This is a genomic window from Devosia sp. LjRoot16, assembly GCF_964252795.1.
Taxonomy (GTDB): domain Bacteria; phylum Pseudomonadota; class Alphaproteobacteria; order Rhizobiales; family Devosiaceae; genus Devosia_A.
Map to the genome: position 1 here is coordinate 2,054,200 of NZ_CAXUPH020000001.1, position 13,994 is coordinate 2,068,193.

12 protein-coding genes are annotated in these 13,994 nt (G+C 65.5%); 4 read left to right on the forward strand and 8 right to left on the reverse strand.

Annotated elements, in window-relative coordinates; all coding sequences use genetic code 11:
- Positions 1-2: 2 nt before the first annotated feature.
- Positions 3-1,469, reverse strand: coding sequence for a M81 family metallopeptidase (locus tag ACSQ23_RS09785; RefSeq protein WP_436090490.1), 1,467 nt, complete (start codon positions 1,467-1,469; stop codon positions 3-5).
- A 225-nt stretch (positions 1,470-1,694) separates the two neighbouring features.
- On the opposite strand from ACSQ23_RS09785, the gene ACSQ23_RS09790 reads away from it, so the two are divergent.
- The gene (locus tag ACSQ23_RS09790) at positions 1,695-2,819 is read left to right on the forward strand and encodes a PLP-dependent cysteine synthase family protein (protein ID WP_055887087.1); all 1,125 of its coding nucleotides are present in this window, start codon (positions 1,695-1,697) and stop codon (positions 2,817-2,819) included.
- Between the two features lie 215 nt (positions 2,820-3,034).
- Here the strand turns inward: ACSQ23_RS09790 and ACSQ23_RS09795 are convergent, their stop codons facing one another.
- From ACSQ23_RS09795 to ACSQ23_RS09810, 4 genes are all read right to left on the reverse strand, one after another.
- A complete protein-coding gene (locus tag ACSQ23_RS09795; RefSeq protein ID WP_436090491.1) occupies positions 3,035-4,585 on the reverse strand; it encodes an alkaline phosphatase family protein in 1,551 nt (516 codons plus the stop codon).
- Positions 4,586-4,617: 32 nt separating this feature from the next.
- A complete protein-coding gene (locus tag ACSQ23_RS09800) occupies positions 4,618-4,959 on the reverse strand; it encodes a hypothetical protein (protein ID WP_436090492.1) in 342 nt (113 codons plus the stop codon).
- Positions 4,959-6,350 (reverse strand): L-serine ammonia-lyase, encoded by a 1,392-nt coding sequence (locus tag ACSQ23_RS09805; protein ID WP_436090493.1) that lies wholly within the window; start codon positions 6,348-6,350, stop codon positions 4,959-4,961. The genes ACSQ23_RS09800 and ACSQ23_RS09805 overlap by 1 nt, the downstream gene beginning before the upstream one ends.
- Positions 6,351-6,448: 98 nt before the next feature.
- A complete protein-coding gene (locus tag ACSQ23_RS09810; protein ID WP_436090494.1) occupies positions 6,449-7,390 on the reverse strand; it encodes a MurR/RpiR family transcriptional regulator in 942 nt (313 codons plus the stop codon).
- 231 nt (positions 7,391-7,621) lie between these two features.
- Between ACSQ23_RS09810 and ACSQ23_RS09815 the strand changes: the two genes are divergently transcribed.
- The 3 genes from ACSQ23_RS09815 to ACSQ23_RS09825 all read left to right on the forward strand — a co-directional run bounded on the left by ACSQ23_RS09815 (position 7,622) and on the right by ACSQ23_RS09825 (position 9,957).
- Positions 7,622-7,969, forward strand: a complete 348-nt coding sequence (locus ACSQ23_RS09815) for a hypothetical protein (RefSeq protein WP_055887076.1) — start codon at positions 7,622-7,624, stop codon at positions 7,967-7,969.
- A 169-nt stretch (positions 7,970-8,138) separates the two neighbouring features.
- Positions 8,139-8,918: an SDR family oxidoreductase gene (locus tag ACSQ23_RS09820; RefSeq protein WP_436090495.1), complete on the forward strand. Its 780-nt coding sequence runs from the start codon at positions 8,139-8,141 to the stop codon at positions 8,916-8,918.
- Positions 8,919-8,955: 37 nt separating this feature from the next.
- On the forward strand, positions 8,956-9,957 hold the full coding sequence (locus ACSQ23_RS09825) for a Gfo/Idh/MocA family protein (protein WP_436090496.1): 1,002 nt from the start codon (positions 8,956-8,958) through the stop codon (positions 9,955-9,957).
- A 150-nt stretch (positions 9,958-10,107) separates the two neighbouring features.
- Here the strand turns inward: ACSQ23_RS09825 and ACSQ23_RS09830 are convergent, their stop codons facing one another.
- From ACSQ23_RS09830 to ACSQ23_RS09840, 3 genes are all read right to left on the reverse strand, one after another.
- Positions 10,108-11,319 carry an amidohydrolase/deacetylase family metallohydrolase gene (locus tag ACSQ23_RS09830; protein WP_436090497.1) on the reverse strand — a complete coding sequence of 404 codons (1,212 nt, stop codon included), beginning with the start codon at positions 11,317-11,319 and terminating at the stop codon, positions 10,108-10,110.
- Between the two features lie 139 nt (positions 11,320-11,458).
- Entirely contained in the window at positions 11,459-12,538 is a 1,080-nt protein-coding gene (locus ACSQ23_RS09835) for a Gfo/Idh/MocA family protein (protein WP_055887064.1), read from the reverse strand.
- A 226-nt stretch (positions 12,539-12,764) separates the two neighbouring features.
- Positions 12,765-13,934, reverse strand: coding sequence for an ABC transporter substrate-binding protein (locus tag ACSQ23_RS09840; protein WP_436090498.1), 1,170 nt, complete (start codon positions 13,932-13,934; stop codon positions 12,765-12,767).
- Positions 13,935-13,994 lie beyond the last annotated feature (60 nt).

The following is a 13,994-nucleotide window of genomic DNA, read 5'->3' on the forward strand; positions in this document are numbered from 1 at the left end:
CCTCAATCCAGCCCCAGCGGATCAGCGTCCAGCGGCCAGATGGGACGGGTCAGGCGCTTGAACGGTAGCTCCGACCAGTTGGGGTTGCTGGTGCCCGGCGTGGCGACGAACAACTGGGCCCGGGTGTTGGTGATGAACAGGTCCTTGTGCTTGTAGAGGTTCTTGATCGAGACGACCTGCTTGTCGTCGAAGCTGATGCCGTGCAGCGAGAACAGGCTCAGGGTGTAGAGGTTGGTGCGCAGCGTGGTCAGCAGTACCTCGATGCCTTCGACCCGCACCACCGCGACATCGCCGATCTCGATGCGCTCGCCGGGCAGGTGATCCTGGTGGGCGTTGCGCTTCAAAAACAGCACCTCGGCCTCGGCATCGAGCGGCGGGCCGGAATGCGGCTCGAACTTGCCGCCGATGCGAAGTTTCAGTTTGGCGCCGACCCCGACCTGGAAACAGATCTTCACCGCCGAGGGGTCCCAGAGCGGCGCCACCACGGCGTTGCGGATGCCGGCGTCGATGAAGGCCTTCAGCACATAGGTGGTGTCGCCCGGCGCGCCGCTGCCGATCTGGTCGGAGGTGTCGGCAATCAATAGCGGCTTGTCGCCCTTGAGCTTCGCCTCTGCGATCGCCTCTTTGAACGGGGTGAAAGGCAGCGTGGCCGCGGCGCGGATGCGGTAGAAGGCCTCGCCATAGTGCTTGGCGGCACGGTCGGCGATGGCCTGGTCGCGGTCGGCGACGGCCAGCATCTTGGCGCCGGCCAGCGGCACGTCGGCCCAGGGGAAACCGTGGTTCAGCGACAGCGACAGCACGCCGTCCTTGCCTTCCCCGTCATAGAGCGACTGAGTGAAGGCGATCATCGGGCCTTCCATGGTGGTCGGGAACAGACCCATGGTCTTGCAGTCGAACAGCGCCATTTTCGGCTCGATCTCGCCCTTCAGCGTGCGCTCCATCAGGACGAACAGATCCTCGGCGCGTTCGGCGTGGTCGATATGCGGGTAGGTCTTGTAGATGACGATCAGGTCGGCATTGTCGACGATGGTGTTGTCGACATGGCCATGCAGGTCGAGCTCGATGCCGACCCGGGTCTTGTTCCCCACCAACGCGCGGGTGCGCTTGACCAGGTCGCCTTCGCAATCGTCATAGCCGTCGGCGATCATCGCGCCATGCAGGTAATAGAGCACCGCGTCGACCGGGCCGGCGGCGCGGAGGTCGTCCAGGATGCGGTCGCGCATCGCCTCGTAGTCGGCCTTGATGGTCGGGCCGGCCGGATTGGCGAAGGCGAAGAGGCTCTGGATCACCTCCCAGCCGCGCTCGAGGCCGCGCTCGCGCCAGATCTGTGGCGGCGCCGACCAGGGCGAGGGAGCGAAGGTCTCGACATTGCGATCGGCCCAGAAGCACTCCTTGAAATCGTCGATGCCGGTCGGGAACGAGGCAAAAGTGTTGGTCTCGGTGCCCAAGGTGGCGATGAACAGGCGCATGGAACTGACGGCTCCGGATGAAAGGGCTGGCCGCAACCTTGGAAGGGCGGTCGGAGAGGGTCAATCGCCGCCGGTTCCGCAGCACGGAACATCGGCGGCGCCGCCGATCACGTGAGATGGGTCGGATTGCTCCGCACGCTGCATATGGTAGAACCAATTGGCCATAGATTGCATAGTTCGAGCATATCATGCTATCAGAGTGATGAATAATAGCATGAGGCCGCCATGTCAAACTGCAGTCCGGATCGGGTCTGGCGCAGCCGGGCCATCGCCCTGCTCGAGGCCGAGGGGCGGCGCTCGGCCGATACGCATCTGATCGCGCTGAACCTGCCGTCCCTCGCTGGCATCGACATCTACCTCAAGGACGAATCCTCGCATCCGACCGGCAGCCTGAAGCACCGGCTGGCGCGCTCGCTGTTCCTCTACGGCATCTGCAGTGGCCGAATCCGCGAGGGCATGACGCTGGTCGAAGCCTCCTCCGGTTCGACGGCGGTGAGCGAAGCCTATTACGCCCGGCTGCTCGGGCTCGATTTCTGCGCCGTGCTGCCGCGCACCACCAGTGCCAGCAAGGTCGAGGCGATCGAGCAGCAGGGCGGGCGCTGCCATTTCGTCGAGCAGCCGGCGGCGATCTATGCGCGGGCAGCCGAGCTCGCGGCGGAGTGCGGCGGGCACTATCTCGACCAGTTCACCTTTGCCGAACGCGCCACCGACTGGCGTGGCAACAACAATATCGCCGAGTCGATCTTTCGGCAGATGGAGCAGGAGAGGCACCCGGTGCCGGAGTGGATCGTCATGGGCGCCGGTACCGGCGGCACCTCGGCCACCATCGGCCGCTATATCCGCTATCGCTGCCTCGATACCCGGCTGTGCGTGCCCGATGTCGAGTTCTCCGCTTTCTATGATGGCTGGCTGCGCACCGATCGCACCGCCACCGCGGCACGCGGCTCGCGCATCGAGGGGATCGGGCGGCCGCGGGTGGAGGCTTCGTTCATCGGCGAGGTGATAGACGAGATGATCCGGGTGCCGGACGCCGTCTCGCTGGCCGGCATGCAGGTGCTGTCGCGGTTGCTCGGCCGCCGCGTCGGCGCCTCGACCGGCAGCAACTTTGTCGGGGTCTGCTGGGCCGGAAGCCGGATGCGCAGCGAGGGGCGGAGCGGCTCGATCGTGTCGCTGATCTGCGACAGCGGCGAGCGCTATGCCGAGAGTTATTACAACCAGGCCTGGCTCAAGGCGCAGGGGTTGGACCCGGCGCCGCATGTGGCAAGGCTCGAGAGTTTTGTCGCGGGGGGTGGGTTTGCGGGGGAGTTATTGCTAGGCCCGGAGCCGATGGCGGGTAGTTGCGCTGCCTGAGCTGAAGGCACCGTTCGCTCCACCCACTCGATGTCATCCCAGCGAAAGCTGGGACCCATCCATCGGCTGGCGCGGGCTGCGAGTTGGGTCCCAGCTTTCGCTGGGATGACAGCCGGTGGGGAAGGCGAGGCCGCGGCAAACGCGCAGGGCGGTCAACAGAGCATCCCGTTGGTCCGCTTCCTTGCACGGGGTAGACCGTCAGCCGTGACGCCCTCCTACTTCCGCACAAACAGCCCGCCCGCCCCCACCGACATATTGGTCAGCTCGCGCTCGCCCGAGCTCAGTCGCCAGTCCAGCATCTTGCGGGCATATTCGAGCGCCACCTCGGTGTAGGCGGGGTCGCCGGCGAGGTTCAGCTGTTCGTGCGGGTCGTTGGCGATGTCGAACAGCAGCGGCGGCAGGGCGGCGAAGTGGACGTACTTGAACCGGTCGTCGCGGATCGCCGCATAGGCACACTGGTCGGAGGCGATGCCGAGCGCGATTTCCGGCTTCTGGGTGCGGACGTCGCGGAAGTCGTGCTCGAAATACACCGCGTTGCGCCAATCAGGTGGGGTCTCGCCGCGCAGGAACGGCAGTAGCGACGCGCCGTCGCAGCTGCGCGGGATGTCGAGCCCGAGCCATTCGAGCACGGTGGGCATCACGTCGATCGCCTGGGTGAATTCGGTGACGCGCCGGCCGCGCGCCGCGTCGGCCTCGGGCCGCGGGTCGCGGATCACCAGCGGCAGGTGGAAGGCCGCATCGAAGTAGATCTCCTTGCCCCAGACATAGTGCTCGCCCAGCACCTCACCGTGGTCGGAGGTGACGATGATCAGCGTGCGGTCGTACTGGCCGGTGTCCTTCAGATGCTGGACGATGCGGCCCAGCTGCAGGTCGACTTCAGCGATCAGCCCGTAATAGGTCGCCCGCATCTGGCGGATTTCGAGTTCGTCGGCGGCGACCAGATCCTGCGGGTTGTGCTCGTCATAGGTGCTGGGCTGGCGGAGCGTCTCGATGGCGCAATCGAGCAGCGGGTGCTGCTTGCCTTCCTCGGCCGGCGAGGCGGCGCGGACCGGGAACTCCACATCGGCGGGATGCACCATGCCGTTGTACGGCTCAGGCGCGATCAGCGGCGGATGCGGGCGGTAGAAGACGAAGTGTGCGAACCACGGCTTGTCGCGTCGCACCAGCAGCCACTTGAGAAACTCGTCGGTGAGGAAGGCGGTCTCGCTTTCCTCGGCCTTGAAGACGGTCGGGATGTAGCGGAAACCGCGGTCGGCCGGCTTTTCGAACCCCGGACGAGGGCGGAACACATCGGCGCGGCCTCCGGGGAGATCATAGCCCTTGGAGATGAGGTCCGAGACCCATTGGTCCATATCTTCGGGCAGGTGCAGCGGGGTCGAAAATCCCGGCATCACCCCCTCGTCATAGGCGGTGAGCGCCGGGTCGTTGGGGTGCAGGCCACGTGGGTCGGGCGTGGTGTCAGTGTAGCCGAACAAAGCCGGGTCGTAGCCGGCCTTGCGCGCCTCGAGCGCGATATTGGTGTGGCGCCGGTCGAGTGGCGTGCCGTTCCGCCCCGAGCGATGGTTCATCAGATACTGCCCGGTGAGGAGGCTGGTGCGCGACGGGCCGCAGGGCGTGCACTGGCCGAAATGCCGGGTGAAGGTCACCGCATCGGCCATCAGCGCATCGAGGTGGGGCGTCCTGGCGTTCTTGTGCCCGAGCGCCGAGACACAATCGCCGCGCCACTGGTCGGCGCAGATCAACAGGATGTTGGGGCGGTCGGTCATCGTGCTCTCCGAAAGGCGGGAGCATTGATGCCCTAAAGTCGATGCTTCGGGGAGTAGGGGCTGTCGGGATTGACGTCGAAATCGACGCTCTCGACGCAGGACTGCGAGGCCGAATGGCTGCCGCCGGCGCGCCAGGGGCCGTCGCGCAGCTCGACGTCGCTGACCTTGCTGAGGGTGAGGCAGCGCCACTCGCCGCCTGCCGGCAGCACGCTGCTGGTGTCGCCACCGAACTGGTAGGTCAGCGCCTTCTCCTCGCCGCGCGTGTGTCCGAGCATCACCGCGCAGACTTCGCGACGAAGGCCGTTATAGGTGCAGACGATCTGCTGCCTCGCCGCCATGGCCTCGCGGAACAGCTCGTAAGTCGGGCTGGGCATCAGCAGGCCGGGACGTTGACGGCGAGGCCGCCCTGGCTGGTTTCCTTGTAGCGCTCGGACATGTCTTCACCGGTCTGCCGCATGGTCTCGACGCAGACATCGAGCGACACCTTGTGGGTGCCGTCGCCCTTCATCGCCAGCGAGGCGGCAGTCACGGCTTTGACCGCGCCGAAGGCGTTGCGTTCGATGCAGGGGATCTGCACCAGCCCGGCGACCGGGTCGCAGGTCATTCCCAGGTGATGTTCGAGCGCGATCTCGGCGGCATTCTCCACCTGCGCCGGGGTGCCGCCCATGGCGGCGCAAAGTGCTGCCGCGGCCATGGCCGAGGCCGAGCCGACCTCGCCCTGGCAGCCGACCTCGGCGCCGGAGATCGAGGCATTATGCTTGATGATGCCGCCGATGGCGGCGGCGGTCAGCAGCATGTCATGGATGCTGGCGCGTGAGGCGCCGGCCTCGAACTGCTGGTGGTATTTCAGCACCGAGGGGATGACGCCGGCGGCGCCATTGGTCGGTGCGGTCACCACCCGGCTGCCGGCGGCATTCTCTTCGTTCACCGCCATGGCGAAGACGCTGAGCCAGTCATTGCCGGCAAGTGGGCCGAGTTCGTTGCGCTGCCAGGCCGTCTGCAGTTGTTGGTGGATCGCCTTGGCGCGGCGGCTGACGTTGAGCCCGCCGGGCATGATGCCGTCGGTCCTGAGGCCCCGCTCGATGCAGCCATCCATCGCAGCCCAGAGCCGGTCGAGTCCCTGTTCGAGCCCCCGGCGCCCGATCCGCGCTTCCTCGTTGGCGCGCTTCATCTGGGCAATGGAGAGGCCGGAATCGCGGGCCATGGCCAGCATCTGAGCGGCATCGCCAAAGGGGTAGGGGACGTCCGCGGTATCGGTCTTCAGCTCGCCGCGCGCCAGCTCCGCTTCGCTGACGACGAAGCCGCCGCCAATCGAGTAGTAGACCCGCCGCAGCAGCAGCGCGCCGTCGGCATCATAGGCATAGAACTGCAGCCCGTTGGTATGGCCGGGCAGCCGCTCCTTTTTGTCGTAGATCAGGTCGAGCGCCGGCCGGAACCGGTAGGCCGGGTGTCCCTCGGGATGCACCATGCCCTCGGCCTCGACCCCGGCGACGATCGCATCGATCCGGTCGGGGTCGACGCTGTCGGGGGCGTAGCCGCAAAGCCCCAGCACCACGGCGCGGCCGGTGCCGTGGCCGACCCCGGTGAAGGCCAAGGAGCCGTGGAGGCTCGCCTTCAGCGACGTCACCACGGCGTGGCGCGGCCGCGGCCAATCGCCGGTACGGAGCTCGTCGAGGAACCGGCTGGCGGCCGTCATCGGCCCCATGGTATGCGAACTCGATGGCCCGATACCGATCTTGAAGACGTCGAAAACCGAGAGGAACATCAGGCCTCACATATGGTGCGGGCGCACCATAGCGACAACGCCGCCGAGCCGCTACTCGTGCGGCTTCAGCGTCTGCTAGCGGCAACGCCGCCGAGCCGCTACTCGTGCGGCTTCAGCGTCTGCATCAGCTTGGTTGGATCGGTCGACGGGGTCGGGATGGCGACGCCAATGGCGGTGAGGGTGTAGCGCACCCGGCGCAAAGCTTCGCGGCCACGCGCGCCGAGCTTTTGCGCCACGCCCGAGGCGATGGTGTCGATCACCGCCATATGGGCATAGCGCGACGGCGTCGGCACCAGCACATTGTCATCCTCGAGGATGACGATGGGAATGACGATGCCGGCGGCCTTGGCCAGCGGGGAGCCCGGGCGGGTCAAGGCGATGGTGGTGGCGCCGAACGAGGCGGCGATCTGGATCGCCTCGACCACGGCTTTCGATTGTCCACTGTTGGAGATGGCGAAGGCCACATCCCCCGGCTGCAGGGTCGAGGCCGACATACGCTGCTGGTGTCCGTCGGTATAGGCGGCGACCGGAATGCCGAGCCGGAACAGCCGCAGCTTGGCGTCCTCGGCCATCACCGCCGAGCCGCCGCCCTGGCCGTAAATGTCGAGCCGGCGCCCCTCGGCGATGGCGTCGATGGCGCGGCCGACAGCGGCGGTATCGAGCTGCTCGAGGCAGGCCTGCACGGCATTGGCGGCGCGCAGCATCACCGATTGGGCGAGCTGGCCGATATCGTCGGAGAATACCCGGTCGGAGCGGAGATAGACCGCCGCCACGGTCATGGTGCTGGCGAGGCTGATCTTGAAATCGTTGAACGAGGCGCAGCCGACCGAGCGGCAGAAGCGGGTCACCGTCGGCTGGCTGACCCCGGCTTTGGTCGCGAGATCGGCGATGGTCAGCCGCGTCGCCGCCTCGAAATCGAGCTGCACCGCCGCTGCCACCTGTCGCTCGGCCGGCGACAGTTCGGGTTCGGCCCGCTGGATGCGCGAGACGATGTCGATGGCCGGTTCTTCGGTTACGTCCGTTGCGGCGCGCCTCTGCATGTCGATCGCTCCAATGCTGAAATTCAATTACATTATTGCGCTGGAGGTGACCAGATCGATCGTCGGTCGATCCACAGTGTGGAATGCCTGAACGTGGTGTGCGAGACCCCTTCGATCGCGGGGAGCCTGTTTTGCTTCAGACTTTTGGCGAGAGCCACAGAATCCGGTTGCGAGCGTTTGGGTTCTGTAACATGATTTCAGAGTTGGGGAGTTAGGCAGGGGAGCAGCGTCATGGCAACGTTCGAGTTCGACCATGTGGGGATCACGACGACGGTGCCCCAGCCCAGCGAGGACTGGGTCGAGGCGAGCCGCATCTGGGTCACCAACCCGCGCCATCACCCCGAGCATATCGAGTTCCTGCGCTACGAGCCGGACAGTACAGTGCCGGCCGAAGTGCGCGACAACCCGCATGTCGCCTATCGGGTCGATGACCTCGCGCCACATCTCGCCGCGCCTGGCGTCGAGATCCTGATCCCGCCATTCATCGTCGGCGATTTCCTCGAAGTGGTGTTCGTCAAGAAGCACGGCATGGTGTTCGAGTACATGCGCTATCTCAAGGACGGGTGGTTCGGAAGTTGAGGGTGTCGGTTGGCATCAAACTGCACCACAAACTCGGCGTCATCCCAGCGAAAGCTGGGACCCAACTATCCGCAGCGCAAGTGGTGGCTTGGGTCCCAGCTTTCGCTGGGATGACATCCGGTGGGTGGGGGATCGCCTGTTACACCGATGGATCGTTGAAGGAGCAAACATGACCGGCGCATTCACCGGCAAGACCATCGCCATCACCGGCGCGGCAGGCGGCATCGGCCAGTGGCTTTGCCGCTTCTTCGGCGAAGAGGGCGCGACCATCGCGGCGCTCGATCGCAACGACAAGGTGCACGCACTCGCCGAAACGCTCGGCAAGGACGGCATCACGGTGAAGCCGGCGGTGGCCGACATCGCCGACGCGGCCTCGGTGGCTGCGGCGTTCAAGCGGTTCGGCGAGGTGCACATCCTCGTCAACAATGCCGGCATCACGCGTCACGCCACCTTCGAAAAGACCGACCCGGCCGGCTGGGACGAGGACATGGCCGCCAATGTCGGCGGCGCCTACGCCTGCGCCCATGCGGTGCTGCCGCAGATGGTCGAGCGGCGCTCCGGAAACATCGTCAATGTCGGCTCAGTCAATGGCCTCGCGGCCCTGGGCGACCCGGCCTACAGCGCCGCGAAGGCGGCGATGATCTCGCTCACCCGCTCGCTGGCGCAGGAATATGGCCGCTACGGCATCCGCGCCAATATCGTGTTGCCCGGCACGGTGCGCACTCCGGTCTGGGACGAGCGCAAGGCCAAGGATCCGAACGTCTTGAAGACACTGGAGCGCTGGTACCCGCTCGGTCGTATCGTCGAGCCCTACGAGGTGGCACGGGTGATCGCCTTTCTCGCCTCGGATGCGGCAAGCGCTGTCACCGGCGCGGCGATCCCGGTCGATTGCGGGCTGACCTCGGGCAACATCGTGATGGCGCGCGAGCTGACGCTCGAGGATTTCTGAGCAAGGCATTTAGCCTTCGTCATTTGAGGGGGTCGTTTTGGACAAGCTGCGTATCGGCATTATCGGGCTCGGCTGGTTTGGGGAAATCCACGCCGAAACCATCATGGGCGTGCCTAACCTTGACCTTGCGGCGCTCTGCACCCGCACCGAGGATCGGCTCACGGCTCTGGGCGAGAAGTTCGGGGTCAAGAAGCTCTATCGCGACTATCACGACATGCTCGCCGACCCGGAGATCGACGCGGTGTCGATCTGCACCATGTGGGACCAGCACACCGAGCCGGCGGTCGCGGCGCTCAAGGCCGGTAAGCACGTGTTCCTCGAAAAGCCGATCGCTTCGACCGTCGAGGATGCCAACAAGATCATCGCCGCCTCGAAGGGCGCCAAGGGTATCCTGTTCATCGGCCACATCGTGCGCTTCAACCCACGCTACCGGATGGCCAAGCAGGCGATCGCCGAGGGCCGCATCGGCAAGGTGGTGGCGCTGTCGTCGCGCCGGAACATTCCGGCCGCCTGGACCCCGACCATCCTCAACAAGATCGGCCCGATCGTCGGCGACGCCATCCACGACACCGACATCATGCTGTGGCTGACCGGCGACAAGATCGTCTCGGCCTATGCGCAGACCGTCGACGTGCGCGGGCTGAAGCACCCCGATATCGGCCAGACCATGTTCCGCTTCGCCGGCGGCGCCACCGCGACGCTCGAAACGGTGTGGTGCATGCCGACGCAGACGCCGTTCGATATCGACGAGCGCATGTCGATCATCGGCACCGAAGGCATCATCCACGTCCAGGACACCTTCCCGCCGCTCGGTATCGTCGACGCCAACAAGCTGCACTCACCCGACATCACCTATTGGCCGATGTTCGACGGGGTCCGCGGCGGCGCGCTGCGCGAGGAGTTCAACTATTTCACCGGCTGCGCGCTGAGCGGCACGACGCCGAAGATCGGCGTGCCGGAGGATGCGGCGGCGGCCTTGCAGGCGACGCTGGCGGCCGAGGAGTCGGCGCGGACGGGGAATGTCGTCAGGATCGGGTGAGGCGGCAGGTCCGGTGGGCTTGGCGCCCCTCACCCCCCGCTCTCCCCAGAAGGGGCGAGGGGGCGTTGTGGCACCGACGGTTCAAAGTGCGTCCCCTCGCCCCTCTGGGGCGAGGGTTAGGGTGAGGGGCGCCAAGCCCACCGCGGCCGACTAATGCTCATGCCCATGATGGCCGCCGATGAGGAAGCTCTCCTCGAATGGCCGGCGGCTGACTTCCATCGGCTTGCCGCCCAGGTATACCGACACCGGCTGCAGCAGGCTCGACCCCTGGCGGCGTTTGCCGACCACGTCCTGGAACACGTAGTTGCTGTCGTATTGCTTCAGCACAGTGATATCGGCGACGGCGCCGACGCCGAGGTGGCCGAGTTCGGGCTTCTGGATGGCGAGGGACGGGCGGTTGGCCGACATGCCGATCACTTCGGGCAAAGACAGGCCGCAATTGAGCAGCTTGCTCATGGTGTGGAGCAGGTCGTAGCCCGGCCCCTCGACGGCGATGACGTGCACGTCCGACGAGATCAGGTCCGGCTTGAAGCCGTCGTTGAGCGCCGCTTCGGCGCTGTCATAGCCGAAGGCGCCCATGCCGTGGGCGATGTCGAACAGCACGCCGCGCTCACGGGCCTTGAGCACCGCATCGATCACCTTGCCGTCGGGGCCGATGGCCGAGTTGGGGTCGGGGCGGTAGCAATGGGTGAGAATGTCGCCGGGCCGCAGCATATCGACCACGTCTGCATAGCTCGGCGGCGCGGTGCCGATATGGGTCATCAACGGCAGGTTCAGCGCGTTGGCGGCCTCGAGCGCCATTTCCAGCGCGCCGAGCCCCAACTCGCCGGTGACCGGGCCGCCGATGCGGACCTTCACGCCGATGATGCGGTCGCGGTTGGCCTCGACCTTCTGGACGCATTTATCCACCGGCAGCATCGAGCGCAGCGTCGCCTCGCCGATCGACACGCCCTTGTCGAAACCGAAAATGCCGGGGAACGAGATGTTGAGGAAGGCGAAGATCCGATAGGGCGAGTGGATCATCACGTAGTCGCGGAAACCGTCATAATTGCCGGCGCCGGCGCTGCCGGCATCGACCAGCGTGGTGCAGGCGGAACGACGGGCGATGAAGCCGGGGTCGACGCTGAGCGAGGTCGCCTTGTGGTAGACGTGGGTGTGGATGTCGATCAGCCCCGGCGCGACGATGGCGCCGCTGACATCCTCGACCCTGGCTCCAGCTGTTGCGAGGTCCTTGCCGACCGCGGCGACCCTGCCGGCCTTGATCGCAACATCGAGCACCCCGTCGACGCCGTTGCGCTCATCGAGGACGCGGCCGCCCTTCAGCACGATATCGAAGCCCTGTCCGGCTGCCGGTGAAGTCATCGATGGTCTCCGCTTGGGGGTGTGGGGCGACAGCGGCGGGCAGCAGCCCGCCGGCTTAGTTGTGCCCGGTTCTTCCTTGGTCGCGCTTTCGAACCGGAAAAGTCTGCAACTTTTCCTGAAAACGCTCCGCTGGGATGGTTCAGGCCAGCTCGACGACGCGCTTTTCGTTGATCGACTGCTCGGCGGCAAGCACGATCCTCAGGCTGTTCACCGCCGCATCCATCGACTCGGTGAGGTCGAGATCCTCCTGGATGGCCTTCAAAAAGAACGCCTGCTCGCGGTCGCAGAGCTCCTGGTGGTTGGGCTCGTCGGTCATGGTGAAGATCTCGTCTTTGCGGACGAAGCTCTTGTCGCCGGGGTTCACCTCGGCGTGGTGATACTGGATGGCGTCGGTCTTGGTGTGCTGGTCGATATCGGAGGAATCCGACACGCCGTCCTTATGCGCCTTGGGGTTGGGGACGATCGAGACGGCACCTTTGGGGCCGACCACGTCCTTCACGAAATAGGCGACCTCGCTCATCATCGGGCCCCAGCCGGCCTCGTACCAGCCGACCGAACCGTCATCGAACTCGACATGCAGGTGCCCATAATTCTGCTTGTCGGCTTCGGCCCAGAGTTTGGCGCCGATGCCGTGCACGCGCACCGGCTTGGCCTTGGTCATCTGGCACATCACGTCGACATAGTGGACGCCGCAGTCGACGATCGGGATCAGCGAGTCGATCAGGTTCTTGTGCCAGTCATAGGTCGGGCCGCCCGACTGCTGGTTGAGGTTGAGCCGCATGACCAGCGGCTTGCCCAGCGTCTGCGCCAGCTCGGTGAATTTCATCCAGCTGGGGTGGACGCGCAGGATATAGCCCAGCACCAGCTTCTTGTTCTTCTCACGCGCCAGCTTCACCACCGCTTCGGCGTCGGCGATGTTGGTGGCGAGCGGCTTCTCCATGAACACATGGGCGCCGGCATTGATCGCCTTGATGGCGTACTCGGCATGGCTGTTGGGCCATGAGTTGATCGACACCGCATCGGGCTTGGCCACCCGCAGCGCCTCGTCATAATCCTCGAACAGCGGATAACCCTTGAGCTCGTCCGGGATGGGCTTCGATCTGATCGAGCGGCTCATCAGCCCGACGATCTCGAAGCCGGGATTGCGGTGATAGGCGCTCGCATGCGAGGCGCCCATATTGCCGAGCCCGACGACCAGAACTTTTACCACATTGGCCATCCGGCCCTCCCCATCCGCTTATGCTTGTTCGGCCGTATGGCCATGAAATCGTGTTGCCGTTCGCAGGCTTGCCCAACCCACCGATGTCATCCCGGCGAAAGCCGGGACCCATTTCACCCCCCGTGCGAGCGGCGAGATGGATCCCCGCCTTCGCGGGGATGACGCCGGTGGTGGGGCGCTTTGAAGGGTGTGGGCGGCACCGCCTGGATGCCGCCCGCACGTTGGCTCAGCGATCGGCCGGAATGGCCTGGTCGTAGAGGTGAGCCTTGACGTCCTCGATGTTGATCGCCTTGAAGGCGTCCGACAGCACGTAGGCGGCGGCATCGGCCTTGACCTTGTCGTGGTCGAAGTCGTTGGCAGGCCCGATGACGTCGTTGGTCACCACGTCCTCGGCCTTCACCGGCTTGGTGATCTGCTTCAGCTCGTAGATCTTGTCGAAGAAGGTCTGCCAGGCCGCGATGTCGTGGTCGCCCCAACCCTTGCGCTTCGACATGTCGCCGCGGAAGACGGCGATCTGCTGCAGGATCGAGGTGGCACCCAGTTCGGGGCCGATATTGGTGGCGAGCGTCGGGAACTGCTCGAACACCGCTTCGACTGCCGCAAGCGGATTGTGATAGGCGAACTCGAGCCCCATGGCCCAGCCGCGCAGGTATTTGTCGAGGAAGGCCTTCTTGTCGGGATCATCGAGGTCGGCGGCGCGGACCACGAAGGTGTTGGCGAAGAGCGGCGAGTGCTGCACGCCCAGCCAGTATTCGAAGTCGAGCTTGGAACCGATCCACTCGGCGCGCAGGCCTTCCCAGCTGAGGGCCGCATCGCCCTGGCCGCTGGCGAGGGCGGTGCCCCAGGTCGGCCAGCCGGCTTCGACATACTTCACCTTGGAGATATCGACGCCGTGCACGGCGAGCATTGGATCGACGATCGGCTGCCAGGCGGCCGAGCCGAGCAGGATGGTCTTGCCTTCGAGCTTTTTCAGGTCATTGGAGCCCTCGCCCTTGCGGAAGGCGAGGCTGAAGGTATCGAGCGCGCCCATATGGAAGGCGGACTTCAGCTTCATGCCGTTTTCGAGCGCGAACGAGAACACGCCCGGCGAGGGGAAGCCCATGTCGGCCTGGCCGACATCGACGAACTTCACCGTGGCGGTGCCGTCGGACGGGCCCGGCTGCATATCGGTCGCCACCTCGAGGCCATCGAAATAGCCCATCTTCTTGCCGATCCAGTACGGATAATCGTCGAGCACTTCGAGGGTGCCGCGCGGCGAGATCCAGGTGAACTTCGGATAGGGCGCGGCGCTGGCGCGGCCGATGCCGCCGAGCGCCGATGCGGTCACCACGCCGGCTGCGGAAACCTGCAGGAAGGTGCGGCGGCTCATGCCGCCTGAAAGCGAGAACTTGGTCATTCAATCGTACCCCTGTTGATGGATCGTCCCTTAGTCCCTTGGAGCGGGGCGGCTGTTCTG

What these genes read in the sequence shown, in the direction of transcription:
- ACSQ23_RS09785 (WP_436090490.1), bottom strand. Translation starts at nt 1,469, where the DNA reads ATGCGCCTGTTCATCGCCACCTTGGGCACCGAGACCAACACTTTTGCC.
- ACSQ23_RS09790 (WP_055887087.1), top strand. Translation starts at nt 1,695, where the DNA reads ATGTCAAACTGCAGTCCGGATCGGGTCTGGCGCAGCCGGGCCATCGCC.
- ACSQ23_RS09795 (WP_436090491.1), bottom strand. Translation starts at nt 4,585, where the DNA reads ATGACCGACCGCCCCAACATCCTGTTGATCTGCGCCGACCAGTGGCGC.
- ACSQ23_RS09800 (WP_436090492.1), bottom strand. Translation starts at nt 4,959, where the DNA reads ATGCCCAGCCCGACTTACGAGCTGTTCCGCGAGGCCATGGCGGCGAGG.
- ACSQ23_RS09805 (WP_436090493.1), bottom strand. Translation starts at nt 6,350, where the DNA reads ATGTTCCTCTCGGTTTTCGACGTCTTCAAGATCGGTATCGGGCCATCG.
- ACSQ23_RS09810 (WP_436090494.1), bottom strand. Translation starts at nt 7,390, where the DNA reads ATGCAGAGGCGCGCCGCAACGGACGTAACCGAAGAACCGGCCATCGAC.
- ACSQ23_RS09815 (WP_055887076.1), top strand. Translation starts at nt 7,622, where the DNA reads ATGGCAACGTTCGAGTTCGACCATGTGGGGATCACGACGACGGTGCCC.
- ACSQ23_RS09820 (WP_436090495.1), top strand. Translation starts at nt 8,139, where the DNA reads ATGACCGGCGCATTCACCGGCAAGACCATCGCCATCACCGGCGCGGCA.
- ACSQ23_RS09830 (WP_436090497.1), bottom strand. Translation starts at nt 11,319, where the DNA reads ATGACTTCACCGGCAGCCGGACAGGGCTTCGATATCGTGCTGAAGGGC.
- ACSQ23_RS09835 (WP_055887064.1), bottom strand. Translation starts at nt 12,538, where the DNA reads ATGGCCAATGTGGTAAAAGTTCTGGTCGTCGGGCTCGGCAATATGGGC.
- ACSQ23_RS09840 (WP_436090498.1), bottom strand. Translation starts at nt 13,934, where the DNA reads ATGACCAAGTTCTCGCTTTCAGGCGGCATGAGCCGCCGCACCTTCCTG.